The following is a 26026-nucleotide window of genomic DNA, read 5'->3' as shown; positions in this document are numbered from 1 at the left end:
GCCTCCGGCCAAATGTCGCTGTCGGTGTTCGCGGACTCACGCTCCGTTACAAGATAAAAGTAGGCTACAATCAGTGCCATAGCGCCCAAAAGATAAGCCATTTTGCCAATCGCTGGCGCCTGCTCGGACCATGTTATTCCCGTCCAAACCGCCAGAGTTGCCGGAACCAGCAAAACAATAAGGGGTAGGGTTGAAAACGACCCGATGATCGACGGCGTCGTGATAACGCCGTCCTCGGGCACGCCAGTCGATGGTTCAGGCACCGAGTCGCGCCAGGGCGATGTTAAAATTCTGAGCAAGGTATTGAGCAAACCTGGGTGGGGAGATGGGATCAAGGCCGACGATCCGCACAATTGACGGAATCGAGACGCTGGCAAACGGAATCAAGACGTTTGGCCTGGCGCAGTGAGTATTGCCTCGTTCTGGCAACGTCGCTGGTGGGCGCTTTTAGCGCTCACTATTGCGGCCATCTTCCTGCTCGGGATCATGATCAGCCTTGCCGTCTCCATCGGCGAGATCCAGATCCCGATCGCCACAACGGCCAAGGCGGTATCAAACCGATTATTCGGGACGACATTCGACCTTAACCGCATCCAAGAAGGCGTCATCTGGGACTACCGTCTCAGTCGGGCGCTGGCCGCAGCTAGTGCGGGCGCGTCGCTTGCGCTCTGTGGCGCCATTCTTCAGGCACTCCTTCGCAACCCGTTGGCCGAGCCCCATGTTCTCGGTATTTCGGCAGGCGCTTCGACAGGAGCTGTCTGCGTGATGATCCTCGGCTTCGGCTATGGCGCGCTTTCCCTTTCCAGTGGCGCATTCATCGGCGCGGTGGTTGCCTTCCTGCTCGTGGGCATCCTTGCGACCGGTACCGGTGGATCGAGCGAACGGATCATCCTTTGTGGCGTTGCTGGCTCTCAGCTCTTCAACGCACTGACCTCCTATATCGTGACGACATCGGCGAACGCCGAACAGGCCGGCGGCGTGCTTTTCTGGCTCCTGGGTTCAATGAGCGGCGTACGCTGGCCCGACGTCTGGCTATCTGTTCCGATCAGCGTCGCGGGATTTGTCGTTTGCCTGTTTTTTGCCCGCGCGCTTGACGCATTCGCGTTCGGAACCGATGCTGCGGCATCATTGGGAATAGCCGTCCGAAAGGTTCAGGTTATCCTATTCGGCACTACCGCGATCATGACTGCGGCGGTCGTCAGCATGGTGGGCTCGATCGGTTTTGTCGGGCTTGTCGTTCCGCACGCAGCCCGCTTCATCGTTGGTCCGTCTCACGGGCGTCTTCTTCCAACAACCGCGGTGGGTGGAGCGGTCTTCGTCGTGGGAGCGGACATCATTTCGCGCATCATCATTCCGCAGCAGATACTTCCGATCGGCGTCGTCACCGCACTCTTCGGCGCTCCCGCATTCGCAGTGATCCTCTATCGGGTCCGGAGAATCGCATGAGTATCTCCATCGAGAACGTCTCGTACGCGGCCGGGAACACGCTGATTATCGATGGCGTGACGCTCTCGGTCACGCCAGGCAAGATACTTGGTCTTCTGGGGCCGAACGGGTCGGGCAAGTCGAACCTGCTGCGTCTGATATGCCGTCTGCGCCGCGTGGATAGCGGTGTCATTCGTCTGGGTGAAGAGGATGTTTCTGTCCTTTCGCGCGCGAGCCTCGCCCAGCGCGTTGCGTTCGTGGAGCAGCAGTCGACGACCGATACTCAATTGACGGTGCGCGATGCCGTCCGGCTCGGGCGGACGCCACATCGCGGCCTCCTGTCGTCCTGGACCGCAGAAGACGATGTGGCCGTCGAGACTGCGCTGGCCCGGGTCGACATGACGCACCGCGCCGCGCAGCTTTGGCAAACGCTTTCGGGTGGCGAACGACAGAGGGCTCACATCGCCAGGGCGCTGGCGCAGACGCCACGCGAACTCTTGCTCGACGAGCCGACAAACCACCTCGACATCCTGCACCAGCTCGAGATCCTCTCGCTCGTCGCCACGCTCGGAACCACCTGCATCATCGCCATGCACGATCTCAATCTAGCGGCGATGTTCTGCGACAGCCTCGTCGTGCTCCAGAGAGGCAAGGTCGTCGCAATGGGCACGACGGAGGAGGTGCTCACTGACGATCTGATTGCCCGTGTCTTTGGCGTCAGGGCACATATCGAGCGGTCGGCAGTGCACGGCCGATACAACATTCAATACGTGATGGATTGAACAATGGATGGTGGAAACTTCGATCTCAAGGAAGAGATCCGCGATTACTGGTCGAAACGTTCCGAGACATTCGATCTGGCCTTTGGGCACAAGATCGCGGCTGGTCCCGAAGCAGATGCGTGGCAGCGGCCGATCAGGGAAATGCTCAGGCGGGATCCCAAGCGAGTACTGGAACTCGCTTGCGGCACCGGGGAGGTGACGCGCCTGATTCATGACCTTGGACACGATGTCACGGCGCTCGACTTTTCCGAGGCGATGCTGTCGGTCGCTCGCGCCAAGCATGCTGGCAAGTCCAGGCTTCGTTTCATCATGGCGGACGCCGAGAACACCATAGAACCGGATGAATCCTATGATGCGATCATCTGTAGACATCTGGTCTGGACACTGACGCGCCCGGAAGAGACCTTCCACGAGTGGTCAGAATCCTGCGGCCGGGTGGGCGCCTGCTGTTCTTCGATGGCGACTGGGTGGCTCCTACATTGACGGGACGTGCCGCAAGCGCACTCATCTCGCTGATCGATTGTGCCGTCGGGCCTGACGGGAACTACGATGGGGCATTAAGCAGCCGTCATGCGGTAGTCATGAAAGCACTCCCATTTGGCCACGGACTGCGACCGGCCATGCTCCTGCCGCTCCTGGATAAGGCGGGCTTTTCGGACGTGGAAATGCATTCGCACGCGCCGATCGCAAAGGCGCAGCGAAAGGGTGCAAACCTGCGAAACAAGCTCCGAACTTTCGTCTATCGGAGGTTCATCTTAACTTGCCGACGTCCGGCGCAAGCGGTTTGCCGTTCGACAGCAACCATCTGAAGTGAGACTGGATGTTCTGGGGTGGTGTAGGACTACCTCCGGTGATCTCGATAGTACGCTCCGGTAAGACGTCAGTATACCTGACGAGCCCGCACTTTTGGGGGAAGTCATTCTCAAGCGGAGAGCAAAGGCCGCTGGGGTGGCTGCGAGCGAGCTGCCTGATGTGGCATGGGACGAGATCACATCCCATCTTATCGTGATTGTCCGGAGCCGGGCCTGGACACCGTTAAAAGCGAGCGACTTGGCGACGACCGCTGCGATCGCTCTTCCGAGAAGAATGGCGATATTCCCTGCCGTGCGGGCGTGGCTGGGTAACCAGGCGATCGGGTATTTTGTCCTTAGCTATCCCCAGACGTGGGACAGCTATGCTTGGGGTTTCGCGATCGGCGTGGCCGCCACAGCATCGGTCTTCGCGGTGTTTGCCGTGCTGGGATTTGGGATCGCGTTTGCCGTCCGTACCATAGTCGCATTCCTGGCGGTCTTCGTTGCGTGCGAACGAATCCTGTTCGCCGCGACAGCGCTATTGCCTTCCGGAGATGGTGCCTTCTCCATTGCCGTTGTGGCTCAGGTGCTCACGATCAATGCGGTCGCCGCCCTCGCTCTTGGGGCTGCCCATATTCTCGGATGGGCGTCGCAGCTTCTATTCGAGAAATCTCCCCAGCCTATCCTTCGCTAAGCGCCAGTTAGCCCAATTGCCACGAATGAGCTCTCTGGCCTTTGCAAAGCCTGTGCGAGCCGATAGACTTCATCAATCCTGGGCTTGGGCTCCTAAAGAACATGATGCCACGCAACCTCATTGTGCCGGAACGGCTGCAGCGATCGCGGGCAATCGGATGGGTGGCATTGCTCGGCATGCTGCTCCAACTCGCGTTGTCGATTGGCCATATCGATGGTCCGTACCATCAAGATGGCCTGCTGCTAAGTGCGACTGAAAAGCTGGTCACTCCGGTCGGGAATGAGCCCCAGTCGCGTCATGATGACGACGAACACCCTCACCACGATTGCAATATCTGCTTGATCTCTGCCCTGGCAACTGCGCTGCTAATGCTGTCAGCGGGCAGTGTCCTATACGAACCGGCTATCTTTATGATTGCTTGGGTGGCGCTCGCCTCTCGACGGCAAATGTTCCTTTCCTCCAAGCACTATGAAATTCGCGGCCCTCCTTCAGTTTAGACAGATCCCCGAAACCGCCGCCTGTGTGCTTTCGCTGAGGCAAGCCCTGCATCGAGGCCGGCTCATGATCGTACAAACTGGAGGGACAGAGATGGGACTGAATCATCACGCCGGAGCGTTGATCGCCGCAGGTATGTTAGGCGTCGCGTCAACGGGATACGCGGAAGAAGAACATCGTGAGCTTGGTCCGCATGTTCACGGTCACGGGACGTTGGCGATCGCCTTCGAGGCAAACAATTTGCAGATGGAACTCACAGCCCCTGGCATGGATATTGTCGGGTTTGAGCACGAGGCAGAGACCGATGAGCAGAAGAACGCCGTCGAGACGGCAATCGACGACCTCAAGGAGCCGCTCAAATTTTTCTCGTTTCCTGACTCTGCAGGCTGCAAGGTTACCGCTGCCGACGTGAAGCTTGTCGCCGAGGCGCACGAGGAACATGAGGCTGCTGCCAAGACTGAGGGGGCGGCGACGGAGGAGCACGAAGACCACCACGACGAGTTTCGCGCGACCTATACGCTCGCGTGCACCGATGCCGCACAGGTGACTTCGATCGAGTTCCCGTTCTTCGATCGGTTTACCGGCTCCGAGGAACTCGACGTGACAGTCATCGACGCCAAGGGGCAGACTGCGTTCGAGGTCTCCCGCGAGTCTCGCCGCCTGGACAGATAGGATGGACGTGGCAACGAAGGCCGACGCCGTGCATATGCGCGGCGTCGAGTACAAATGGGCAGCGCGAGATGCATTCGCTTTGAGGGTCGCGGAATTCCAGGTTCCGCGAGGCGAGCGTCTCCTGTTGCTGGGCCCATCGGGCAGCGGAAAGTCGACCTTGCTCAGCTTGCTGACCGGCATAATCCAGTCGAAAGCCGGAACGATCGAGATTCTGGGCACGCAACTCGGCGGATTGAGCAGCGGCCGCCGCGACCGATACCGGGCCGAGCATTTCGGCATCATCTTCCAGATGTTCAACCTTCTGCCTTACGGCGCGGTGATTGACAACGTGCTGCTTCCGCTGAGCTTCGCTCCGGCACGCCATGCACGAGCAGTCGAGGCGGGCGGAACCGAAACGGAAGCCCGGCGCCTCCTGGCCGCGCTCGGTCTTCCCACGGATATTGGCCGGCAACCGGCGGCTAACCTGAGCGTGGGTCAGCAACAACGTGTTGCGGCCGCAAGGGCGCTCATAGGCGCGCCCGAGATCGTCGTTGCCGACGAGCCAACGTCGGCGCTTGATGACGACCGGGAGGAGGACTTTCTTAACCTGCTCTTCAGCCAGATCGAAGCGACCAGGGCCACACTGATCATGGTGAGTCACGACCGTCGTCTGGCGCAGCATTTCGACCGAGTGCTTCACCTTACCGATATATTGGCGACATCGAGACGCGGAGGCGAAGCATGATCGTCGTGCGTTTAGCCCTACAGTCTCTGCGCAATCGCTGGATCACCGTCCTGCTGACGATTCTTGCAATCTCGGTTAGCGTGATGCTGTTGCTCGGCGTGGAGAAAGTGCGCAGCGGTGCACGCGACAGCTTTGCCGGAACGGTGTCCGGAGCCGACCTAGTGGTCGGCGCCAGGTCGGGCGCCATGCAGCTTCTTCTCTACTCGGTCTTCCGGATTGGCAACGCGACGAACAATGTCACATGGCGGAGCTACGAGGACATCGTGTCGCGGCCCGGCGTCGCCTGGTCGATCCCCCTCTCCCTCGGCGACAGCCACCGGGGTTTTCGCGTCATCGGCACCACTCTGGACTATTTCGAGCACTTCCGTTATCGCGACGGGCAGGCACTGAAGTTTGCAGCCGGCGCGCCGTTCGATGATCTGTTCGATGCCGTCCTCGGCTCGGACGTGGCGAGTCAGCTCGGCTACGCGACTGGCGACAAGATCGTCATAGCTCATGGCGTGGGCTCTCTTGGACCGCAGCACGATGACCTCCCGTTCCGTGTCTGCGGAATACTGGCGCGGACCGGCACGCCGGTCGACAAGTCGCTGCATGTCAGCCTGAAAGCAATCGAGGCCATTCACGTGGACTGGCGGTCGGGTTCTCGAATTCCCGGACAGCATACGCCCGCCGACCGGCTGCGGCAGATGTCGCTTCCCCCGAAAGCCATCACCGCGGCAGTCATCGGCCTAAAGTCACGCCTGCAGGTCATCGGATTTCAGCGTTCGATAAATGAATATCGGGCGGAGCCTTTGTCAGCAGTGCTGCCCGGCGTGGCTCTGCAGGAGATGTGGACGCTGGTCGGCACGGCGGAGACCGCCTTGCTCGGCGTCTCAGCCATGGTCGTAGTCACCTCGATGCTCGGCTTGTCGGCGATGATCCTCTCAACGCTCAACGAGCGCCGGCGTGAAATTGCGATCCTTCGCTCGCTTGGAGCGAGGCCACTCGCAGTTGCGAGCTTGCTTGTCGGCGAAGCCACTTTGCTCACTGTCACCGGCATCGCGATTGGCACGGCAGCGCTTTACGCGGTACTATTTATTGCTCGACCGTTCGTCGACAAGCAGTTTGGCATCGACATCGGTGTGCAACCGCCGTCGGCAAACGATGCACTGTTGCTATCGGCGATTCTGATCGGTGGAGTACTCGCAGGGTTTCTGCCTGCGTATCGCGCATATAGAATGTCCATAGCAAGTGGCATGATGGTGAGAACATGAGCTTGAAAGAGTTTGCATCATGAACGCGAAATCGATCGTTCACTGCGTCATTTTCCTCCTCGCCGTATTTGGCGCCGATTGCGACGCGGCATTCGGCGAGCCCGCCACGCAACTCAAATGGGAGACGTTGATCCCCTCAACTCCTCCCTTGGAAAACTTTCTCGAAGCGGTTCCTCCGGATCAGCAGGAGGCGCTCAGCAATCTCGACTACTGGAATAGTTTTCCAGAGGGCGATGTGGATAAGGAAGTTGCTTACCAGCGCGAGGAAACGAAAAAGGGTGTTGACGCCGATAGAGATAAATTCGCGAAGCAAGGCGTGGATCTCGATGCACTTTATCAGCATTATCTAGCGTGGGTCGAGGAGATCGACAGGCGCGGAAAGCTGACAGATAAAGAGCTCGACGGGAAGCGCGTGGCCATCGCTGGCTATCTGCTGCCGTTGGATTTCAATCCGAAAGGCACGAGCGAGTTCCTGCTTGTCCCCTATGTCGGCGCCTGCATCCACGTGCCACCTCCACCGCCGAACCAGGTCATCTATGTAAGGTCTTCATCCCCCTATGGATCAACTGATCTGTTCGAAGGCGTGCTGATAACCGGTACCATGAAGGTGCAATCGGCGAAGAAAGACCTTTCTTTCATCGATGGCTCGAGCGAGGTCGATTCAGGCTACGTGTTGGAGGGCGAAAAGATCGAGCCTTACCAGTATGAGGAAGGCGGGCAATAGTTGGCTGGTTGGTGGAAGCGCGGCGGACATGGCTGTCGTTTAAACGGGGTCTTCCTCAATTTGTGTGGAGATCGGTCGATTTGATTGGCATCATCCGCGCCCTGTGCTCGGTGACCAGGACATTCTGTTCATGAGAAACCATGGCGTCATGGTCTGCGCACCAAATGTCGCGGAGGCCTGGGATGACCTTTACTACCTTGAACGAGCCGCTGAAGTGCAACTCAAGGCCATGAGCGCTGGACGCCCACTGGTTCCGGTCAACCCTGACATTGCAGCGGCTGCCGCAAGACAGATGCGGGCAGGCGACCCTGAAAGTGCGCGCCTGCATCTTGAAAGCATCAAGCGTGTACTCGATGTCCAGTCGCCCGATTACCGATTTTGATCGCCAATCAGGAGCTCTGAGGCCGTTGTGCCTGCGGCGCGGACCTCGACGACTGGCGCAACAAAGCTTCGCGTCGAAACGTACCGCTCCCGCGCGCACCAGCCCCAGATTCGATATAACCCGTCGGCGGACTTCTTTGGCGGGCCTTTCAGCGCGCTCTGATGGGACGGGGTCCGCCTGATCGTTCGCAGGGCCAAAATTGCTCATGCGGGCGCCTCGGCGACCACCACTCAACTCAGTATTTGCCGTCGCCAGACCCCCGGCGTAGCTCCGATCAAATGGGCAAAGGTTCGGGTCAGATGGGCTTGATCAGCGAAACCGCTGGTCAACGCGACTTCAGCAATCGACATTTGACGGTTCGAAAGCAAGTCTTTCGCCCGGGCAATGCGGCGCTGTTTCAACCATTGATACGGCGCCATGCCCGTTGAGCGCTTGAAGGCATGGCAGAACTGACTTGTCCGCAGGCCGCAAATGCCGGCAAGTTCGGAAAGCGCAATGCCGCCCACAAGGCTGATCTCGATCACCTCCTTGGCTATCCGCTCCTGCCACGTGCTAAGGCCACCCCTGATTGGTCGTCGCACTGCAAGACCGCCATAATGCGCGCACAGATAAATGCCGAGGCTCCACATATATTGGTCGGCCAGTAGCGGATCGATTGTCTCGGGATCATTGAAAAACGGATAGATCTGAAGTGCGAGCCGCCGGAGGATCGGATCATCGGTGACATGGTAGAGGCCACGGCCCAAACTCGTCACATGCGGCACCTCCAGGTCGTCGGCGATTTCTCGCATGAAGCTTTGTTGCAGGATCACTTCCTGCGTATGCCGAGGGGTCGTGAAGTCGATATGTGCAAGGTCCGAGACGTACAGAAAATGGGTTTCGCCTTTTCGCACCGGATGTGAATAGTACCGGCTGTCGAGGAACACCTCGCTCAATTCGTCATTGAAATGGACTCCGATGCTGTAGGCGCCCTCCCATGACGGAAATTCAGGATTGGCTTCGGCCGGGTTCGAACCGTAGTTGACGTCGGCGGCTATGAGGCGGGAACGCGAAAGGCCGCGGACGGACAGTTTCAAGTCCGTCTTATGGGGCAGGCCGATCGGTACCGTCGCGACCTCGACCAATTTCACGTTCAGGGTCATTCGGTTCCTGTCTTCGAAAGGGGCGCTCCAGAATACACAAGGTCGCCCAGACCCGGTATAAGTCCGGGCGACCTCTGTTATTTTTCCAGAACGGCCTATTTGCCGAGGCCCTTTGTGACAGCTTGCACAATGATCTTTGCGACAGCGCCGGGATTCGAAATATAGATCGCATGACTACCGGGCACCTCCACGACAGTTGCCCCAGCCCGGGTCGCCATAGTGCGTTGTGCGTCCGGTGGAATCATCCTGTCGTCCGTTGCCACAAGATACCAGCTCGGCTTGGACCTCCAGGCTGGGTCGGAGACCTGCCCGTTGAGAGCGTCGAGCCCCCAGGGCACCTGGGAATCGGCAAGGAAAGAAGCGAGTTGTGGACGAACATCTGCAGCGAATGAGGCGGCGAATTTCTCCCGATCGAGCATCAGGAACCCATCGACGGGAGGAAGAATGGGTGGGACAGGCGTGCCTGGCGGCGGGTTGGCAATAAGGCTCGCGACCGACTCGCCGGCATCCAGCGCGAACGCCGTGATGTAGACGATGGAGCTAACCTTCGGATCGCTACCCGCCTCGGATACGACGGCTCCGCCGTAGGAATGTCCAACCAGGATGACATTGCCCGAAGCAGTCGCGATCGCTCGTTTGGTGACGGCAACGTCGTCGGCTAGTGAAATCGTCGGATTCTGTACGATGATGACTTCGTATCCATCCCTCTTGAGGATCTCGTAGACGCCCTCCCATCCGGAACCGTCTACGAACCCGCCATGGACCAGAACAATTGTAGCTGAGCTCGGCATGAAATCTCCAATATTGTTTGCGGTTTCTCGCGCGCCGTTCTTGGTGGCGCCGAGACACGCTAACGATCGGCCAACGAGCGGAGATTGAACGTTCTTGCAGTGCGCGCCTGATCCGAGCGCACGACCAAACTGCTCGCCATTTGATGAAGCGCTGCCGATGTTGCGCCGGCGGCATAGGAATAGTGCGAAAATGCGAACTGGCTCATAAGGTGAGCCAGTTCGCTACCTACGTCCTTCTTCCGTTCAGGCTTCGCAAGATGCCAGCTTGTGGCTTTCCTTGCGACGGCTTCCGAGCCAGGCGAGCGCCAGACCCAACGCTGCCAGCACGCCACCCGCCACGGGCACCATCGCGTAGCCGAGGCCGAGACTGATGACGCCGCCGCCGACGGCCGCACCCAGCGCGTTGCCGAGATTGAATGCTCCGACATTGATCGATGATGCCAGCCCCGGCGCTTCGGACGCTGCCTCCATGACTCGCATCTGAACGGGAGGAACGATGGCGAAAGCCGCCGCGCCCCAAACGAGGAGGCCGATCGCCGCGCCGACATGGCTCGCCAGAACGAGCGGGAGCGCCACCATGATGATTGCCAGTGCCGCCAGGAAAATCGTGGTTGCACCATCGAGCGACCAGTCGGCGAGCTTGCCGCCCAAGCCGTTGCCGATGGTGAAGCCCACGCCGATCAACACCAGGCCAAGGGTGACGAAGGTGCCGGAGGCTCCTGTCAGGTCGGTGAGGACCGGGGCGACATAGGTGTAGAGCGTGAACATGGCGCCGGCTCCCATCACTGTGGTCGCCATGGCGAGCAACACCGTCGGGTGCGTCAGCACGCCGAGTTCGCGCCGCACATCAGGTACTTCGCCCGGCTCGCCCTTCGGCAGCGCCAACCACAACGAGACGATGGCAAGGATGCCGAGGCTGGCCGTTCCCGCAAATGCAACGCGCCAGCCGATCTGCTGGCCGATCCAGGTTGCTGCCGGTACGCCGCCTATATTGGCGATCGTCAGTCCCATGAACATGGTGGCGACGGCGCTCGCCTGCTTGTCCTTCGGCACCACGCTTGCTGCAACGATCGAGCCGAGGCCAAAGAAAGCGCCGTGGTTGAGGCTGGTGACGAGACGAGCCAGCAGCAGCGTCGTATAGTCAGGCGCCAATGCGGAAAGCAGATTGCCGATGGTGAAGATCGTCATGAGCAGCATCAGCGCGGTGCGCTTGCCGAAACGGCTGAATGCGAGGGTCATGATCGGCGCGCCGACCATGACGCCGATCGCGTAGGCGCTGATCAGAAGGCCCGCAGAGGGAATGGATACGTCCACGCCCTCGGCAATAACCGGAAGCAGCCCCATCGGGGTGAACTCCGTTGTGCCGATGCCGAAGGCGCCGATGGCAAGGGCGAGCAGCGGCCAGTTGAACCGCTTCGTGTCATCACCCGCCGCAGAAAGAGAGAGTGTGTCGTTCATCGCTCGATCTCCTCAGTCCCATGCCGGGGCAAGGCCGGCCGGGCTCACCAAACGGCCGCCGGGCCGTGCGAGCTTGCCGATTGCAACCATGTCTGCGTCGCTCAGCGCGAAATCGAAGATCGCAAAATTCTCCGCGACACGCTCAGGCTGGGCGGTCTTGGAGAGCGTGACGTAGCCTTGCTGGATCAGCCAGCGCAGCCCGACCTGTGCAGCGCTCTTGCCGTATTGGGCGCCGATCTTCTGCAGCACCGGATCGCGCGGCACTGCGCCGTCAGCCATGCCGTAATAGGCTGTGATCGCAACGCCAGCGGCCTTAGCCGCTGCCGCGACAGCCGTCTGGTCGAGGTAAGGGTGGACCTCGATCTGGTTGGTGACGATCGGCGCCTTGCTGAGCGCGACCGATTCCGTCATCTGCGCAACATTCTGGTTGCTGACACCGATGTAGCGCGTCTTGCCGGCAGCCTGCACCGCATTCAGCAAAGCCACCTGCTCGGCGATCGCCATCTTGTCGGCTGGCCAATGCAGCAGAAGCAAATCGACCTGGTCGACCTTCAGCTTGTCGAGGCTCTCGTCCACAGAGGCGACGAACCTGTCCTCGCTGTAGTTGTCGACCCATACCTTGGTGGTGAGAAATAGATCCTCACGGCGTGCGCCGGCTGCCGCGAGCGCGCGGCCGAGGGCGGCCTCGTTCCCGTAGATCTGCGCCGTGTCGAAATGACGGAAGCCCGCCTCGATTGCCGCGGGCACGACCGCTTCGACCTCGGCGTCCGACATGCGGAACACGCCGAAGCCGAGCGCCGGGATCTGCGCTCCATGCGCCTTTACGATATCCATGTTCTTCAATCCTTGATGTTCAGGCGGCTTGCGCCTTCGGGTTGCTCACGAGCGCGGGCATGACCTCCGACGCCAGTTCTTCGATGATCTCGGCCGGCGGGCGTCCCGATTGCCGCAGATTGATGGCTAGGTGATCGACGCCGGCCGCAGCGAGGGCGTTCAGATGGGTGATCAGACCCTTGCGGCCGACACGCGCGCCGAAACGGATCGATTCAGCCGCCGCATCGGCATCGTCCAGAAGGTCGAGATGGAAGGCGCTGATGAAGGCGCCATGACCGGAGGTGGCTTCGTGCCAGCGTGCAGCCTGTAGCGTCATCTTCTCGACGCTGCCCGGATAGACGAAGCGCCCGTCCATATTGGTACCGAGCCAAGCGTCGTCCTGCCGCGCCTGTCCGGCCACCACCATGGGAATCATCTGCTGTGCCGGGCGCGGCAGCAGATCGAGGTTGGGGATACGCTCGCCGTTGATCGGCAGTCCACCTGGCTGCCACGCCTGTCTGAGATAGGCGACCGCTTCGCGGAAGGCTAAGCCGCGCGCCTCGAAGTCGAGGCCGAGCAGCGGATATTCCACCGGTCGGTCCCCGGAAGCGACGCCAAGAATCAGGCGCCCGCCCGAGAGTGCGTCCACTGACGCGACTGCTTTCGCCGTCATCAGCGGATGACGGATCGGCAGCACGACCGCGGCGGTGCCGAGCGCGACGTTGCGAGTCAAACCCGCGAAATAGCCCAGCAGCGTGAAGACGTCGTAGACGGAGCCGGCATCGCCCATGTTGACCGTATCGAACACCGGCACGTCGCGCATCCAAACCGCCGCGAAGCCGAGCGCGTCGGCTCTACGCACGAGGTCAGTCTGCGCCGAGAGATCGGGGACGCCGCGCGGACGTCCCGCCGCCACTCGCCGGGCTTCGCCGGCGGGCGACCAGTCATTGTCAAGCGGCAATTCAATGCCGAGCGTCAGGCGATCCGGTTTGCGGATCAGATCGAGAGCAGAAATCTTTAACATGGCAGAGAGATAAGCCATGCCAAGGGCCTTGATAACGCCTCAGCGTTCCATAGGATCTGTGAAACGAAATCATAGACGAGTCGATCGGATGGATAATCGCGCGGGCGAAATGCAGGTTTTTTTGCGCGTCGTGGAAGCTGGGAATTTCTCGGAAGCGGCGCGCCTGCTGCTTATGACGCCTTCGACCGTCAGCAAGCTCATAACACGGATCGAAACGCGGCTCGGCGTGCGGCTGCTTGAGCGTTCGACCCGCCGCCTTTCGCTCACAGCCGAGGGGCAAATCTACTATGAGCGCAGCCAGGCGCTGCTCGGCGATCTCGACGAAGTGGAGCGTGAGCTGTCGCAGGGCGCCGCCGCTACAGGCGGCACGGTGCGCGTGAATGCCTCCGTCGCCTTCGGCATTCTTGGCGTCGAACCAGCGCTCCCAGCCTTCTGGAAATCTTACCCCAACATCGTCGTCGACCTTTCGCTCTCTGACGAAATCGTTGATCTCTACCTCGACCGCACCGATGTCGCGATTCGTGTCGGGCGGCTTTCGGACTCCGGGATGATGGCCCGCCGGATCGGCGCCGCGCGCCGCAAGATTGTCGCCGCGCCGGCATATCTAGAGCGCAACGGCATCCCGCGCACCGCCGAGGATCTCGGGCGGCATAACTGCCTTGGCTTCAATTTTCGCCGCGCCGCGCCGGTCTGGCCCCTCAAGGAGAGTGGCCGGATCGTCGATCGCGCCGTCAGCGGCTCCCTGCTCGCCAACAATGGCGAGACCGTTCGGCGCATGGCGGTCGCCGGTGTGGGACTGGCTCGGCTTGGCGATTACCATGCGCGAGCCGATCTTCTGTCCGGTCGTTTAGTGGAAGTGCTTGCGGACATCGTGGAGAATGACGAGGAAGAGATTCATGCCGTCTATCTCGGCGGAGCGCGCCTACCCCAGCGCGTGCGCGTGTTCCTTGATTTCATGGTTCCAAGGTTACAGGCATTTCTTGGCCAATAGTGGATTGACGGCGGCGACCGCCGCCGACGAGCCGAGCGCCCATCAACTTACCAACAAAGGAATACTTGGATGACAGGGAATAATTGGGACAGGGTGCCGATCGCGGCGCGCTACCCAGGTCATTGATCGATTTGAGCAGGATGTTGTTGGGGAAGTCCGTCGACATAGTCGCCGGCCTGCGCGTCAGGTCGGGGACCGTCTCGATCTGCCGCTCGATATCCGGTTAGATGGGCTGTTCGTTTCCTTGCCCGCTATCATCGAAACACTCGATCAGCATTTCGGTCAGGACGCGGACCTTTCTCGAGGGGTGCTGTCCCGGCGGACGAACGACATAGATTCCGGCCGCGGGTGGCGGATGATTTTTCATGACCGTCACCAACGTGCCGGTATTGAGATAGTCCCGGGTGAGGCCATCGGGGAGGGCAGCGATACCCAAACCGGCCGCGGCAGCGACGACGAGAGCCGCCCCGTTGTCAGCCTTGAAACGGCCCTGCGGGCGAATGGTCAGGATCTTGTCGCCGTCCATCACCTGCCACGTTTCCATCCCCTGCATAAGCGCCTGATGCGTGACGAGTTCCTCCGGTGTTTCCGGGGAGCCATGGGCTTTGATATAGGCGGGGCTCGCGACGTATTTTCCATAGAGGGGACCAACGCGTCTTGCAATCAGGTTGGAATCCTGAAGTGTGCCGACCCGGATCGCGCAATCAAACCCTTCCGCAATCAGGTCCACGAAACGGTCGCTATAGCTTGTCTGGATCTGCAGTTGCGGATGGCGCAATGCCATGTCCGCAAGGACTGATGCAAAGTGGGTGGGCCCGAACGATAGGGGTGCCGCAATTCTCAGGCGACCGCTCAGTTCGCCGGCGGGCAGGATCGTGTCTCTGGCGACATCGATCTCGCCGCTGATCCTGGCCGCATAGTCACGGAAAGTGGCGCCCGCTTCCGTCAGGGATGCCCCACGTGTAGATCTTGCGAGCAACTGGACGCCGAGCTCTGCCTCAAGGCGCGCAAGCCGCCGGCTCACCATCGACTTGGAAACGCCCAGCCGAAGCGCAGCGGGCGTGACGCCGCCCGCATCCGCTACCTCCACAAACGTCCGCAAATCTTCGATGTCCATGCTGCGTTCCCCGTTCCGCGACACTGTTTGGCACAAACGATGACTACCGCATCGAAATCGGGAATGACAAGGTCCTTTCCCAGACGGCGCTTCGGAGGGCACGTGTTCCCTCCAGCAACGTGTCTCAACCAACCGCGAACCTAGGAATTTATCTATGACCTTCCGTAACGGCCTTGGCTCACTTCTTCGTCCCGAAGATTCCGTCCTCGTCATGATCGACCATCAGCCCTATCAGCTCGCGAACGTGAACAGCCACGATCCGCAGGCGGTCGTGAACAACACGACGGCGCTTGCGAAAGCTGCGAAGGTTTTCAACGTCCCCACAATCCTGACAAGCGTGATAGCCGGCCGGGGTGGCCTGCTCTTCAAGCACCTCACCGATGTTTTCCCCGGACAGGAGGTGATCGACCGCACATTCATCAACACCTGGCAGGATCCGAAGGTGGTGGACGTGGTGAAGGCTACCGGCCGCAAGCAGCTGATTATTGCTGGCCTGTGGACCGAAGTCTGCGTTGCGATGCCGGCAATCCAGGCCGCGGGCGAAGGCTGGGACGTGACGGTGATTACCGACGCATCGGGTGGGACCTCAGTCGAAGCGCACCAGGTGGCGATCCAGCGGATGATGGGGGCTGGCATCAATATGATGACCTGGCTCGCGATCGCCGCCGAATGGCAGCGCGATTGGGCTCGCGAGGAGACCGCGGCTGCGCTGACGGACGTCATCATCGAGCATGCCGGTGGTAGCGGCATCGCCTATCTGTGGGAGCAGCAGCTCCTCAATACGCCGGTTCAGGCGGCCAGCCGGGCCGGTCTTTAAAAGCTGACTGGGATGGCGGAATCTCGAATTGATGTCACCGTAAAGGCCCCAAAGTCGAGCCTCGCCATCCCGACTCAAGCGAGTTCACGCTTGGCCCAGCCGTCCACCGACGCGAAAGATGCGCCTGCGACCACCGTGACGGCGACAATCTGAGGGCGGAAATGAAACTGGCCAGGTAGCGACGACAACGAACCGCGCAATCAACTTAAGGACCAAGCATGGAAATTGGTATCGACAGTTTCGCAGCCATCCTTCCTGATCCGAAAACGGGTAAGCGCCCGTCACCGTCGGATCGCATGGCCGAGCTTATCGAGGAGGTCGTGGTCGCAGATCGCGTCGGGCTCGACGTATTTGGTATTGGAGAGCATCACCGCAGTGAGTTTCTCGACTCCGCCCCGGCCGTCATTCTGGCCGCGGCCGCGGCCCGCACCTCCCGCATCCGATTGACGAGTGCGGTCACGGTTCTCAGCGCTGCCGATCCGGTGCGTGTTTTCCAGGAATTCGCAACCCTCGACCTGATTTCCAAGGGTCGTGCGGAGCTCGTGGTCGGCCGCGGATCCTTCATCGAGGCCTACGCGCTGTTCGGCCTTGATACGCGTCACTATGACGAGCTCTTCGCCGAAAAGCTCGACCTGTTTCTCAAGCTTTGCGAGACGAGAGATATCACCTGGGAAGGCCGCTTCCGGCCGCCACTCAAAGGGCAAGGCGTCTTTCCGCGCCCACATCAAACGCGGCTTCCAGTCTGGATCGGAGTTGGCGGTTCGCCGGAATCCTTCGCACGCGCCGGTGTACTTGGCCTTCCTTTGATGGTGGCGATCATCGGCGGCAGCTTCGAACGTTTCCGCCCGCTTGTCGATCTCTATCGCGAAACCGGACAACGCGCCGGGCATGATCCGGAAAAACTCAAGGTGGGCGTCCATGCGATGGGCTTTGTCGGCGAGACCGATTTGGCTGCAAAGGATGCCTTCTTCCCCGGATGGGCGTATCTGACGACGAAGATCGGCAGTGAGCGCGGCTGGTCGCCACCGACGCGCCAGCAATTCGAGCTCATGGCGGGTCCTGACGGCGCATTCCTGGTCGGCGAGCCGAAAGCCGTTGCCGCTAAGATGCAGCAGGCAAGCGAAACGCTCGGCGGCCTTTGGCGCATCACCTTCCAGATGAGTACCGCTTCGCTTGATACGGAAGCGATGAAGCGCTCGATCGAACTTCTGGGCACCGAGGTCGCTCCAATCATCAGGGCGGCGCCCTAGGTCGGGTCTCGACGGTGTCGCAACGGAGGAATGCCAAATGGACATCGAAGATCTGCGAGTGTTCGTCGAGGTTGCCGATTCGGGAGGCATCACTTCGGCCGCGCGCAGGCTGGGGGTTTCCAAGTCGATGGTCAGCCGTGCACTCACCAGAATCGAGGGGGCGGCGATTCATGGATGGCGAGAAAATCATCACCGTGCAGCCGCAGGGCCGCTTCAGGACCGACACCGGCATGGCGCTTGCGAGCGCAGCCGCTGAGGGGCTGGGCATTGCCTGGCTCCCTGATTGCGTCACCCGCGACTATCTCGCTTCAGGGGCTCTCGTTCCGATCATGACACGTTTTCCGCTACCGGTCGGCGGGGTCTATGTCGTACGGCCTCCCAGCCCGCATCCATCCCGAAAAGTGCGGGTTCTCTCGGAGTTTCTGATCGAATCCTTTGAGAATGACACGCATTTTTGGGGCTCCGGGAGTTGATGCCGCGGACAGCGTGTTCCGCTTTCCGCGACACAGTGTAGCGTTTCCCAAACCTAGTCGCGGGTGCTGTCGCTTTCTAGTTTCGGTGGCGGCTTTGGCCGACCGGGCAGCAGAACGAGAGCCCTGCAGGGTCTACCCCGCAGACTGAAGAGGAGAAGATGCATGAGTTGGAACCCCGCAATTGCGCCAGCCTGTCCTGAAGAGGTCGGCCTGGATGCGATCGACTCTCTCATCATTCCACGTTCGCGCGACCTCGGTGGCTTTGAAGTTCGGCGCGCCTTGCCTGCGCCGAAGCGTCAGATGGTTGGCCCGTTCATCTTCTTCGATCAGGTCGGGCCTGCGGAACTTCTGACTGGTCAGGGCATCGATGTTCGACCGCACCCCCATATAGGACTCGGCACCGTCACTTATCTTTATCGCGGTGAATTCCATCATCGCGACAGCACAGGCGCCGACCAGATCATTCGCCCCGGAGCTCTGAACTGGATGGTCGCGGGCCGGGATGTCTCCCATTCCGAGCGCACTACGCCAGAAGGCCGCAGCGGTCCGCAAAGGCTGCTGGGGATCCAAACCTGGGTAGCGCTTCCCGACAGCCATGAGGATATGGCGCCGATGTTCGAGCATCATGGGACACAGGCCTTGCCGGTGATCGAGGATCGCGGCGTCACCGTTCGGCTTATCCTGGGAAATGCCTATGGCAGGGTCGCTCCCGCGAGGATGTTTTCCGAGACCTTCTATGCCGATGTCAGGCTGGAAGCAGGTGCTCGCCTGCCCATGCCGGACAATCACGAGGATCGGGGGATCTATATCGTCGAGGGTTCGATCTCGATCGCTGGCCAAGACTTCGAAGCGCCGCAGATGATGGTGTTTCGTCCCGGTGACAGGATCACGGTGACCGCTGGCGGCCAAGGTGCAAGGCTGATGGCCCTCGGCGGCGCGACACTCCCAGGACCGCGTTACATCTGGTGGAACTTCGTGGCCTCTTCCAAGGAGCGTATCGAAGAGGCCAAGGCTGAATGGCGTGCCCAGAACTGGGGGAAGGGGCGTTTCGATCTCCCGCTTGACGACAGGGATGAGCCCATCCCTTTGCCCGAGTAATTTTTGCTGATCGGCTTCAATTAAGAGGATCATCTAGGGATGGGTCAGGTCGGCACGTTAGCCACTGGATTGATGACGCAGGAAATGGATTGAGCCAAGAGGTTGAGCGCGAAGATGGCGCGTCCAAGGGACGCTACCGGATCGTTGTTGATGGGCACGAAGCCGAAATGACATACAGTCGTGCGGGTCAAAAACTGATCATCATCGACCACACAGATGTTCCTGCCGCGCTGCGTGGCCGAAAAATCGGTAAGCAATTGGTCCGCCAGGCGGTAGAAGATGCCAGGCGGGGAGGGATCATGATCATCCCGCTTTGCCCATTCGCGAAAGCGCAGATAGAGCGCCATACGGAGTGGCAGGATGTTTTGAGCAAGTGAATAGATTCTGCCGGCCAATGAAATAGAGGCGGCAGAAAGGACTGCTATGCAGAGAAACACATTTTTGTTCCAGGAGGCGGAGCAGGCCCTGCAAGCTGCTGCCGATGAGGTGAGCAATGGCCGAAAACACCCCTGATCCAACTTTGGCGGAGCGCCAGGTCGCCGATGTCATCGCTCGCGCCGACAGGAAGCTGGCTGCCGCGGTTTCGCGAGCCCTGGAGAAATCGACCGAGATCGCCGCAGCGGAAATGCAAGCCATCGGCCAAGAAGATGCTGCGCCGGCAATGCAATATTTTGCGGCAATTGTTCATCAGCGAATGTATTGTCTCATGTGTGGGGCAGACCCGGATACGTTTGAAGGGGGAGACCCTGAAACTGCCTACCACGTCATTCGCAACTCCCAGAATATCGCCAGGCATTATTGGTCAGCAGACGTTGAGCCTTACCCAGCGAAATAGCGGTGGATCATCCATCGACATCCAGCACCGCGCTATCATGGCATCGGCGGCACCTGTAGTTGCCGATCAACTCGGCGCTAAGAGACATCCATTTTGCGACGTTGAGGAGGAGCTGGCCGCGTCGGTGATCGCTGATCCAGGTCAGATTCATAGATAATCGGGAATCGCGGCGGCCTGTTATCCGCGGCAATTCTGCCAACGCATCCTATCCGCAACATATGCACCCGACCCGCCCGCTTGACCGCGAGGGGTTTGATCAGGACTTGATTGACTTCGGGCCAAGTGATCTCTTTTCCATGGGGAGTGAATAGCGGCCGGCGGCTTGGAATGTATTCAGTCCGTTTCGCTTATCTATGAAATATATTTCATTCAGTGAATTATATTGACATACATTTCGTCTTCGCCTTTATTGTTCTCATCGGACTTCGAGGAGGAAGTTCGGTTTCAACGCGATCAGCGGCGTCGACGTGACGCCCTCAGGCTTTTGGGAGGGGCTTCGGCCTCGAGGAGGAATTTTGCGCAAATTTATCAGCTCGACCGCCATGGTGGTCCTTGCAGCAACGCTTTTTACCGGCACGGCATCCGCGGAAACGGACAATCCGTTCCGCTGCAAGCCTGGTGAAAAATACGTCATGAACGTCATGGTCTCGGGCGTGGAATACTGGTTCCCGGTCTATGAAATGTTCAAGCAGGCAGGCCAGCAGCTCGGCTGCGAAACCGAATATACCGGCACGCCGGAATATGACGTCAACAAGCAGATCGCCACCTTCGACCAGGCTCTGGCCCAGAATCCGGCTGGCATCCTCGTCCATCCGATGAACTCCGATCCGTTCATCGAGCCGATCAACCGCGCCATCGAGCAGGGCACTGCCGTCGTCACGTTTGCCGCCGACTCGCCGCTTTCCAAGCGCGTCTCGTTTATCACCTCGGACAACACCCGCGAAGGCATCTATGCCGCCGACGTAATCGCCGAGAAGCTGGGTGGCAAGGGCGAATATGCAGTTCTGGAAAATCCGGGCCAGGACAATCACGACAAGCGCATCGCGGCCTTCATCGGCCGTATGAAAGAAAAGTGGCCGGACATGAAGCTGGTCGGTCGTGCTGCTTCCAACCAGGACCCGACCAAGGCCTATCAGGGGCTTTCAAGCATCATCCAGGCCAATCCGAATCTCGGCGCGGTCTTCATGCCGGAAGCGAACTCCGCGATCGGCGCCTCACAGGCGTCCAAGGAAAACGGCGGCAAGGTTCTTGTCATGTGCGCCGACGTCAACGCCAACATTCTCGACATGATCAAGGCTGGTGAAGTCTTCGGCTCGATCAACCCGAACCAGGGCATGCAGGGTTACATGGGCTTCATGCTGTTGTGGCTTTCCAAGCATCCGGAACTGATCGACCCGATGAACGACGCCAAGCGCTCGGGCTTCAACCCGATGAGCATCCCGGTGGTCGATAATGGTCTTTCGATCGTCACTGCCGAAAATGCCGACGACTTCTATTGGGATAAGTACCTGAAGCGCCGCGGCACGAAGGGTATCGAGGAATAAGGGCATCGGCCTTTGTCCCCTTCTCCACGGCGGGGAGAAGGTGGCCCGGAGGGCCGGATGAGGGGGATGGCTGGTTCTGAACTTGCCACACTCCCCCTCATCGCTTTGCAAGCGAGGCACTGCTCCCCGCCGGGCAGAAGAGACAGATTATCACAGCCACTCGATCCGGGACCGGCTATGAATAAGGAAAATGAAGATGGCGGAGCCGGTGCTCACCATTCAAGGTATGACCAAGCATTTCGGGGCGATCCGGGCGCTGACGGATGTCAACTTCACGCTCGAGCGCGGCGAAGTCCATGCGCTCTGCGGCGAAAATGGCGCCGGAAAGTCGACGCTGATGAACATCATCGCTGGCGTCCTGCAGCCGACCGACGGCGAAATCCGCGTCGATGGAAAACCCGTCCGCATCGCTTCACCGGCTGCCGCGCAGGCGCTCGGCATTGGTCTGGTGCATCAGGAAATCGCGCTCTGCCCTGATGCGACGGTGGCCGAGAATATGTTCATGGCCGCGACCAGTCGCCGGCGTTCCCCTTTCATGAATTACGGTGCTCTGGAGCGCGATGCCCAGCGGGTGATGAACCGGCTGGCTGCCATCGACGTCCGCCAGAAGGTCGCGGATCTGCCGATTTCCAGCCAGCAGCTTGTCGAGATCGCCAAGGCGCTGACGCTCGACTGCCGCGTGCTCATTCTGGACGAGCCGACCGCAGCGCTTACCGAAACCGAGGCGCAGCAGCTCTTCTCCATCATCCGCGACCTCAAGGCGAACGGCATCTCGATCATCTATATCAGCCACCGCATGGCCGAGATCTTCAGCCTCTGCGACCGCGTGACCGTCTTTCGTGACGGCCGGTATGTCTGCACCGACAAGATCGACGATGTCACGGCCGATGATGTGGTGCGCCGCATGGTTGGCCGCGAGATCACCCGGCTCTATCCGGAAAAGCTCGGGGCCGAAGACGCCTCCAGCGAAACCATCCTCGAAGTGGATGGCCTCGGCGATGGCGCTCGATTCCATGATGTCAGCTTCGATCTGCGCCGGGGTGAAATCCTCGGCATCGGTGGCCTGATCGGCTCCGGCCGCACGGAGATCGCCGAAGGCATTTGCGGGCTTCGCACACATACGGCTGGCGAAGTCCGCCTGCATGGCAAGCCGCAGGCGATCCGAGCCTATGCGGATGCGGTCAAGACGGGCATCGTCTATCTGTCGGAAGACCGCAAGGGGGCCGGCATCTTTCTGGAAATGTCGATTGCCCAGAACATCTCGGTGCTCAACTTGAAGGCGCTCACTAACCATGCGGGCCTGCTGAACGGCCGTGCCGAGGCGGCGCTGGCGGAGGATTTCGCGCGGCGGCTTGCCGTGCGCATGGGCGGCGTCGAGGCGCCGGTGAAGTCGCTGTCCGGTGGCAACCAGCAGAAGGTGGCGATCGCCAAGCAGCTTGCGGTGAAGCCCAAGGTGATTCTGATGGACGAGCCGACGCGCGGCATCGATGTCGGCGCCAAGACCGAAATCCATCGGCTGCTGCGCGATCTCGCGCGCTCAGGCATCGGCATCGTCGTCATCTCATCGGAAATGCCGGAATTGCTCGGACTTTGCGACCGCGTGCTGGTCGTCCGGGAGGGACGTCTTGCCGGCGAGCTTGGCCCGGAAGACATGACGGAAGAAGCCGTGATCCGCCTTGCATCGGGGATTAGTGCGGCAAGGACGGCATATCATGCCGCGTAAGGAGGGAGAAACGGGAATGGCAATCGACACGATGGCGGCGGACATGCCGAAGACGGGGCACTGGAAACGCATCGGCACCATGCGCGAAGCGGGGTTGATCGCGATCATCCTGACGCTCTGCGTGATCATGAGCTTTGCCTCGCCGCACTTTCTCACGCTCGGCAACTTCCGCGCCATGCTGATGAGCTTTTCGGTGGAAGGCATCGTCGTCGTCGGCATGACAATCCTGCTCATCGTCGGCGGTATCGATCTCGCGGTCGGCTCCGTCGTCTGCTTTGCCATGGTGCTCTCCGGCTCGCTTTTCCTTGCCGGGCTCGATCCGTGGACGGCCTCGCTGATCGGCGTTCTCGCCAGCGGCGCCATTGGGGCGATCATGGGGTTCTTCGTGACGGTGGTAGGGCTCAACCACTTCATCACCTCGCTTGCCGGCATGGTGATCGTGCGCGGGCTTTGCCTGGTCATCACCAAGGGCACGCCGCTGTCGCTCTTCACGCTGCCGGCAGGCTTCAAGGTTGTCGGGCAAGGCACCTTCTACGGCGTTCCCTATGTGATCCTGATCTTCGTCGCCGTCGTCATCCTGTTTGATTTCCTGCTGCGCCGGGCAACGGCCTTCCGCAAGGTGTTCTATACCGGCAGCAACGAGAAGGCGGCGCTCTATTCCGGCATCCGCACCAACCAGGTGAAGTTCTGGGTGACGGTTCTGTGCTCGACGCTCGCCGGTGTCGCAGGCGTCATCTATATGTCCCGCTTCGGTGCCGCGACGCCCACTTTCGGCGTCGGCATGGAGTTGAACATCATCGCTGCGGCGGTCATCGGCGGCGCTTCGCTGAACGGCGGCTCGGGTACGATCTTCGGTGCCATCCTCGGCATCGCGCTGCTCTCGGTCGTCACCTCGTCGCTGATCCTGCTCGACGTTTCCGTCTATTGGCAGGACATGATCAAAGGCTGCATTCTGCTCGCTGCCGTCTCCATCGACCATTTTCTGCACAAGCGGAAGGCCGCCTGATATGCCGATTGCCAGACTGAAACCCAAGACAATTGCGCCGCGCGAGGAAATCGTCATCGCGCGCCAGATGCACCAGGCGCTCGTGCTGCACTTTCTCGAAGGTTTGACGCAGTCGCAGATTGCCGACCAGCTCCGCATCTCGCACGCCACCGTGAACCGGTTGATCAAGCGCGGCCGCCAACTCGGCCTCGTCGAAATCAAGATCAAGTCGCCGGTCGAACCGCTGGTGGATATGGAAGAACGCCTGCTGGCACTCGGCGGCATCGGTCGTGCCGTGGTGGTGCCGACCGTTTCCGATAATCCGCAGACGGCGCTGCAAGCGGTTGGGGAGGCGGCAGCACGGCTGCTGCTGGAGGAAATCGCGGATGGCGACACGATCTGCATCACCGGCGGCAAGGGTGTCGGCGCCGTCGTCGCCGGCCTGCAGCCCGCTCGCCGCTTCGATGTCGAGGTGATCCCGGCGACCGGCTGCGTGCAGGGCAAGCACTATACCGACGTCAACCACGTCTCGACCCTGATGGCAGACCAGCTCGGTGGACGCTCCTATCAGATCCATGCGCCGCTCTTTGCCGATGATGCCGAGCAGCGGGACATGCTGATCAATATGCGCGCCGTCGCCGATGTCTTCCAGCGGGCGCGGGAGGCCAAGATTGCGGTGGTCGGCATCGGCTCGATCCTCAGCGCAGATTCGACCTATTACGATCTGCACCCCTCCTCCAGCGAGGACCGCAAGGCCATCGAGCATTCCGGTGCGAGCGCGGAACTGCTCGCTCATCTGCTCGATGGCGAGGGCCGGGTCTGCGACTACAGTCTCAACCGAGTACTCGTTTCTCTGACGCTGGAAGAGTTCGCCTCGATCCCGACGAAGATCGGCGTAGCAAGCGGCCTCAACAAGGCCAGCTCGATCCTGAGCGTGCTGCGAGGCAACCACCTCGATACACTCGTCACCGACGAGGCGACCGGGGCACGCATTCTTGAAATAGCATCCGAGGAAGGGTTTTCGGCATGAGCAGCGAACAGTTGATCCGCGAGATCGGCCGCTCCGGCATCAAGGCGTCTGCCGTCGGGCTCGGCACCTGGGCGATCGGCGGCTGGATGTGGGGCGGAACCGACGAGGCGCAATCCATAGCCGCCATTCAGGCCTCGCTCGATGCTGGCGTGACCCTCATTGACACGGCGCCGGCCTATGGTCTCGGCCGCTCGGAAGAGATTGTCGGCAAGGCGATTGCCGGGCGCCGCGACAAGGCCGTCATCGCCACCAAATGCGGCCTTGTCTGGCATACGCGCAAGGGCAATCACTTCTTCGATCAGGACGGCAAACCGGTTCACCGCTATCTCGGGCGCGACTCGATCATCCATGAGGTGGAGGAAAGCCTGCGCCGGCTCGGCACGGATTACATCGATCTCTACATCACCCACTGGCAGGACGCGACGACGCAGATCGAGGAGACGGTGCGGGCTCTGGAAGAGCTGAAGGCAGCCGGCAAGATCGGCGCCATCGGCGCCAGTAATGTCGATCGCTGCGAGCTTCAGCAATACATCAGCACCGGATCGCTCGATGCGATCCAGGAGCGGTTCAGCATGATCGATCGCGAGGTCGAGGCCGGCCTGCTGCCGCTCACCGTTCAAAATGGCGTGTCGACGCTCAGCTATTCTTCGCTGGCGCTCGGCCTGCTCTCCGGCACCATCGAACCGGACCGCGTCTTTTCGGGTGATGACCAGCGCAACGACAACCCGCGCTTCTCCGTCGCCAACCGGCAGAAGGCGAAGGCGTTTTCCGAGGCGATCCGGCCGGTCGCGGAGCGGCATGAGGCGAGCATCGCGCAGCTGGTGATCGCCTGGACGCTGGCGCAGCCCGGCGTGACCTTTGCCCTCTGTGGCGCGCGAAACCCGGCGCAGGCGCTCGACAATGCGCGGGCCGGAACACTCAGGCTCACTGCGGAAGAACTTTCGGCCATCGACGCGGCGCTGGCTGCGAAACTGGCCAACATGGACGGATAAC

26 protein-coding genes and 3 pseudogenes are annotated in these 26026 nt (G+C 60.5%); 23 read left to right on the top strand and 6 right to left on the bottom strand.

Translation table 11 applies throughout. The annotated features are described in order from the left end of the window. Positions 1-204: 204 nt before the first annotated feature. From FHT71_RS25910 to FHT71_RS25860, 11 genes and pseudogenes are all read left to right on the top strand, one after another. Positions 205-357 (top strand): hypothetical protein, encoded by a 153-nt coding sequence (locus FHT71_RS25910; protein WP_183722681.1) that lies wholly within the window; start codon positions 205-207, stop codon positions 355-357. 48 nt (positions 358-405) lie between these two features. Beyond that, entirely contained in the window at positions 406-1446 is a 1041-nt protein-coding gene (locus FHT71_RS25905) for an iron ABC transporter permease (RefSeq protein ID WP_348649321.1), read from the top strand. Continuing rightward, positions 1443-2207, top strand: coding sequence for an ABC transporter ATP-binding protein (locus FHT71_RS25900; RefSeq protein ID WP_183722679.1), 765 nt, complete (start codon positions 1443-1445; stop codon positions 2205-2207). Before FHT71_RS25905 ends, FHT71_RS25900 begins: the two co-directional genes overlap by 4 nt. Before the next feature lie 3 nt (positions 2208-2210). Continuing rightward, positions 2211-3016 (top strand): annotated as a pseudogene (locus FHT71_RS25895) (class I SAM-dependent methyltransferase). A gap of 241 nt (positions 3017-3257) precedes the next feature. Next, a complete protein-coding gene (locus tag FHT71_RS25890; protein WP_165933166.1) occupies positions 3258-3692 on the top strand; it encodes a hypothetical protein in 435 nt (144 codons plus the stop codon). Positions 3693-3796: 104 nt separating this feature from the next. Continuing rightward, on the top strand, positions 3797-4189 hold the full coding sequence (locus FHT71_RS25885) for a hypothetical protein (RefSeq protein WP_183722677.1): 393 nt from the start codon (positions 3797-3799) through the stop codon (positions 4187-4189). A 91-nt stretch (positions 4190-4280) separates the two neighbouring features. Beyond that, positions 4281-4859, top strand: coding sequence for a DUF2796 domain-containing protein (locus FHT71_RS25880; RefSeq protein WP_165933167.1), 579 nt, complete (start codon positions 4281-4283; stop codon positions 4857-4859). A 1-nt stretch (position 4860) separates the two neighbouring features. Beyond that, positions 4861-5583 (top strand): ABC transporter ATP-binding protein, encoded by a 723-nt coding sequence (locus FHT71_RS25875; protein ID WP_132593203.1) that lies wholly within the window; start codon positions 4861-4863, stop codon positions 5581-5583. Then, positions 5580-6836 (top strand): ABC transporter permease, encoded by a 1257-nt coding sequence (locus tag FHT71_RS25870; protein WP_210294294.1) that lies wholly within the window; start codon positions 5580-5582, stop codon positions 6834-6836. Before FHT71_RS25875 ends, FHT71_RS25870 begins: the two co-directional genes overlap by 4 nt. A gap of 19 nt (positions 6837-6855) precedes the next feature. Further along, entirely contained in the window at positions 6856-7560 is a 705-nt protein-coding gene (locus FHT71_RS25865; RefSeq protein ID WP_183722675.1) for a DUF3299 domain-containing protein, read from the top strand. Positions 7561-7663: 103 nt separating this feature from the next. Further along, positions 7664-7942 (top strand): annotated as a pseudogene (locus tag FHT71_RS25860) (class II aldolase/adducin family protein); the annotation flags it as partial. Positions 7943-8172: 230 nt separating this feature from the next. Here the strand turns inward: FHT71_RS25860 and FHT71_RS32380 are convergent. The 5 genes from FHT71_RS32380 to FHT71_RS25835 form a co-directional block, all read right to left on the bottom strand. After that, the gene (locus FHT71_RS32380; RefSeq protein ID WP_245505531.1) at positions 8173-8868 is read right to left on the bottom strand and encodes an AraC family transcriptional regulator; all 696 of its coding nucleotides are present in this window, start codon (positions 8866-8868) and stop codon (positions 8173-8175) included. Between the two features lie 311 nt (positions 8869-9179). Further along, a complete protein-coding gene (locus tag FHT71_RS25850; RefSeq protein WP_183722673.1) occupies positions 9180-9875 on the bottom strand; it encodes an alpha/beta hydrolase in 696 nt (231 codons plus the stop codon). Between the two features lie 243 nt (positions 9876-10118). Then, positions 10119-11333 (bottom strand): MFS transporter, encoded by a 1215-nt coding sequence (locus FHT71_RS25845; protein ID WP_183722671.1) that lies wholly within the window; start codon positions 11331-11333, stop codon positions 10119-10121. Between the two features lie 12 nt (positions 11334-11345). Further along, the gene (locus FHT71_RS25840; protein ID WP_183722669.1) at positions 11346-12167 is read right to left on the bottom strand and encodes an aldo/keto reductase; all 822 of its coding nucleotides are present in this window, start codon (positions 12165-12167) and stop codon (positions 11346-11348) included. A 19-nt stretch (positions 12168-12186) separates the two neighbouring features. Then, entirely contained in the window at positions 12187-13188 is a 1002-nt protein-coding gene (locus FHT71_RS25835) for a TIGR03571 family LLM class oxidoreductase (protein ID WP_246699479.1), read from the bottom strand. 70 nt (positions 13189-13258) lie between these two features. Between FHT71_RS25835 and FHT71_RS25830 the strand changes: the two genes are divergently transcribed. Beyond that, entirely contained in the window at positions 13259-14161 is a 903-nt protein-coding gene (locus tag FHT71_RS25830; protein ID WP_132593212.1) for a LysR family transcriptional regulator, read from the top strand. Between the two features lie 223 nt (positions 14162-14384). Here FHT71_RS25830 and FHT71_RS25825 read toward each other — a convergent pair whose 3' ends face one another. Next, the gene (locus tag FHT71_RS25825) at positions 14385-15278 is read right to left on the bottom strand and encodes a LysR family transcriptional regulator (protein ID WP_183722667.1); all 894 of its coding nucleotides are present in this window, start codon (positions 15276-15278) and stop codon (positions 14385-14387) included. 154 nt (positions 15279-15432) lie between these two features. On the opposite strand from FHT71_RS25825, the gene FHT71_RS25820 reads away from it, so the two are divergent. The 11 genes and pseudogenes from FHT71_RS25820 (at position 15433) to FHT71_RS25770 (ending at position 26025) form a co-directional block, all read left to right on the top strand. Further along, positions 15433-16095, top strand: a complete 663-nt coding sequence (locus FHT71_RS25820; RefSeq protein WP_132593215.1) for a hydrolase — start codon at positions 15433-15435, stop codon at positions 16093-16095. Positions 16096-16313: 218 nt separating this feature from the next. Further along, the gene (locus tag FHT71_RS25815; RefSeq protein ID WP_183722665.1) at positions 16314-17345 is read left to right on the top strand and encodes an Atu2307/SP_0267 family LLM class monooxygenase; all 1032 of its coding nucleotides are present in this window, start codon (positions 16314-16316) and stop codon (positions 17343-17345) included. Between the two features lie 37 nt (positions 17346-17382). After that, positions 17383-17818: pseudogene (locus FHT71_RS25810) on the top strand (LysR family transcriptional regulator). Between the two features lie 162 nt (positions 17819-17980). After that, positions 17981-18916 carry a pirin family protein gene (locus FHT71_RS25805; protein ID WP_183722663.1) on the top strand — a complete coding sequence of 312 codons (936 nt, stop codon included), beginning with the start codon at positions 17981-17983 and terminating at the stop codon, positions 18914-18916. Between the two features lie 89 nt (positions 18917-19005). Then, positions 19006-19293 (top strand): GNAT family N-acetyltransferase, encoded by a 288-nt coding sequence (locus FHT71_RS25800; RefSeq protein ID WP_183722661.1) that lies wholly within the window; start codon positions 19006-19008, stop codon positions 19291-19293. 116 nt (positions 19294-19409) lie between these two features. Continuing rightward, complete coding sequence (locus FHT71_RS25795; RefSeq protein WP_183722659.1) at positions 19410-19751, top strand: hypothetical protein; 342 nt, start codon at positions 19410-19412, stop codon at positions 19749-19751. Between the two features lie 515 nt (positions 19752-20266). Continuing rightward, the gene (locus FHT71_RS25790) at positions 20267-21295 is read left to right on the top strand and encodes a substrate-binding domain-containing protein (RefSeq protein WP_183722657.1); all 1029 of its coding nucleotides are present in this window, start codon (positions 20267-20269) and stop codon (positions 21293-21295) included. A 196-nt stretch (positions 21296-21491) separates the two neighbouring features. Continuing rightward, a complete protein-coding gene (locus FHT71_RS25785) occupies positions 21492-23018 on the top strand; it encodes a sugar ABC transporter ATP-binding protein (RefSeq protein WP_183722655.1) in 1527 nt (508 codons plus the stop codon). 16 nt (positions 23019-23034) lie between these two features. Beyond that, positions 23035-24024, top strand: coding sequence for an ABC transporter permease (locus FHT71_RS25780; protein ID WP_183722653.1), 990 nt, complete (start codon positions 23035-23037; stop codon positions 24022-24024). Between the two features lies 1 nt (position 24025). Next, positions 24026-25033 (top strand): sugar-binding transcriptional regulator, encoded by a 1008-nt coding sequence (locus tag FHT71_RS25775; protein WP_183722651.1) that lies wholly within the window; start codon positions 24026-24028, stop codon positions 25031-25033. After that, positions 25030-26025: an aldo/keto reductase gene (locus FHT71_RS25770; RefSeq protein ID WP_183722649.1), complete on the top strand. Its 996-nt coding sequence runs from the start codon at positions 25030-25032 to the stop codon at positions 26023-26025. Before FHT71_RS25775 ends, FHT71_RS25770 begins: the two co-directional genes overlap by 4 nt. Position 26026: the final 1 nt, after the last annotated feature.

Source organism: Rhizobium sp. BK060 (assembly GCF_014193145.1).
In the GTDB taxonomy this organism is placed as follows: domain Bacteria; phylum Pseudomonadota; class Alphaproteobacteria; order Rhizobiales; family Rhizobiaceae; genus Rhizobium.
This window is presented reverse-complemented; position numbering and strand designations above follow the sequence as displayed.

Bases quoted from the DNA above. Each gene is read 5' to 3' on its own strand.
- FHT71_RS25845 (WP_183722671.1), bottom strand. From the start codon at position 11,333: ATGAACGACACACTCTCTCTTTCTGCGGCGGGTGATGACACGAAGCGG.
- FHT71_RS25785 (WP_183722655.1), top strand. From the start codon at position 21,492: ATGGCGGAGCCGGTGCTCACCATTCAAGGTATGACCAAGCATTTCGGG.
- FHT71_RS25875 (WP_132593203.1), top strand. From the start codon at position 4,861: ATGGACGTGGCAACGAAGGCCGACGCCGTGCATATGCGCGGCGTCGAG.
- FHT71_RS25825 (WP_183722667.1), bottom strand. From the start codon at position 15,278: ATGGACATCGAAGATTTGCGGACGTTTGTGGAGGTAGCGGATGCGGGC.
- FHT71_RS25795 (WP_183722659.1), top strand. From the start codon at position 19,410: ATGGCCGAAAACACCCCTGATCCAACTTTGGCGGAGCGCCAGGTCGCC.
- FHT71_RS25885 (WP_183722677.1), top strand. From the start codon at position 3,797: ATGCCACGCAACCTCATTGTGCCGGAACGGCTGCAGCGATCGCGGGCA.
- FHT71_RS25775 (WP_183722651.1), top strand. From the start codon at position 24,026: ATGCCGATTGCCAGACTGAAACCCAAGACAATTGCGCCGCGCGAGGAA.
- FHT71_RS25840 (WP_183722669.1), bottom strand. From the start codon at position 12,167: ATGGATATCGTAAAGGCGCATGGAGCGCAGATCCCGGCGCTCGGCTTC.
- FHT71_RS25900 (WP_183722679.1), top strand. From the start codon at position 1,443: ATGAGTATCTCCATCGAGAACGTCTCGTACGCGGCCGGGAACACGCTG.
- FHT71_RS25910 (WP_183722681.1), top strand. From the start codon at position 205: ATGATCGACGGCGTCGTGATAACGCCGTCCTCGGGCACGCCAGTCGAT.
- FHT71_RS25835 (WP_246699479.1), bottom strand. From the start codon at position 13,188: ATGGCTTATCTCTCTGCCATGTTAAAGATTTCTGCTCTCGATCTGATC.
- FHT71_RS25820 (WP_132593215.1), top strand. From the start codon at position 15,433: ATGACCTTCCGTAACGGCCTTGGCTCACTTCTTCGTCCCGAAGATTCC.
- FHT71_RS25805 (WP_183722663.1), top strand. From the start codon at position 17,981: ATGAGTTGGAACCCCGCAATTGCGCCAGCCTGTCCTGAAGAGGTCGGC.
- FHT71_RS25815 (WP_183722665.1), top strand. From the start codon at position 16,314: ATGGAAATTGGTATCGACAGTTTCGCAGCCATCCTTCCTGATCCGAAA.
- FHT71_RS25870 (WP_210294294.1), top strand. From the start codon at position 5,580: ATGATCGTCGTGCGTTTAGCCCTACAGTCTCTGCGCAATCGCTGGATC.
- FHT71_RS25880 (WP_165933167.1), top strand. From the start codon at position 4,281: ATGGGACTGAATCATCACGCCGGAGCGTTGATCGCCGCAGGTATGTTA.
- FHT71_RS25780 (WP_183722653.1), top strand. From the start codon at position 23,035: ATGGCAATCGACACGATGGCGGCGGACATGCCGAAGACGGGGCACTGG.
- FHT71_RS25830 (WP_132593212.1), top strand. From the start codon at position 13,259: ATGGATAATCGCGCGGGCGAAATGCAGGTTTTTTTGCGCGTCGTGGAA.
- FHT71_RS25850 (WP_183722673.1), bottom strand. From the start codon at position 9,875: ATGCCGAGCTCAGCTACAATTGTTCTGGTCCATGGCGGGTTCGTAGAC.
- FHT71_RS25770 (WP_183722649.1), top strand. From the start codon at position 25,030: ATGAGCAGCGAACAGTTGATCCGCGAGATCGGCCGCTCCGGCATCAAG.
- FHT71_RS25865 (WP_183722675.1), top strand. From the start codon at position 6,856: ATGAACGCGAAATCGATCGTTCACTGCGTCATTTTCCTCCTCGCCGTA.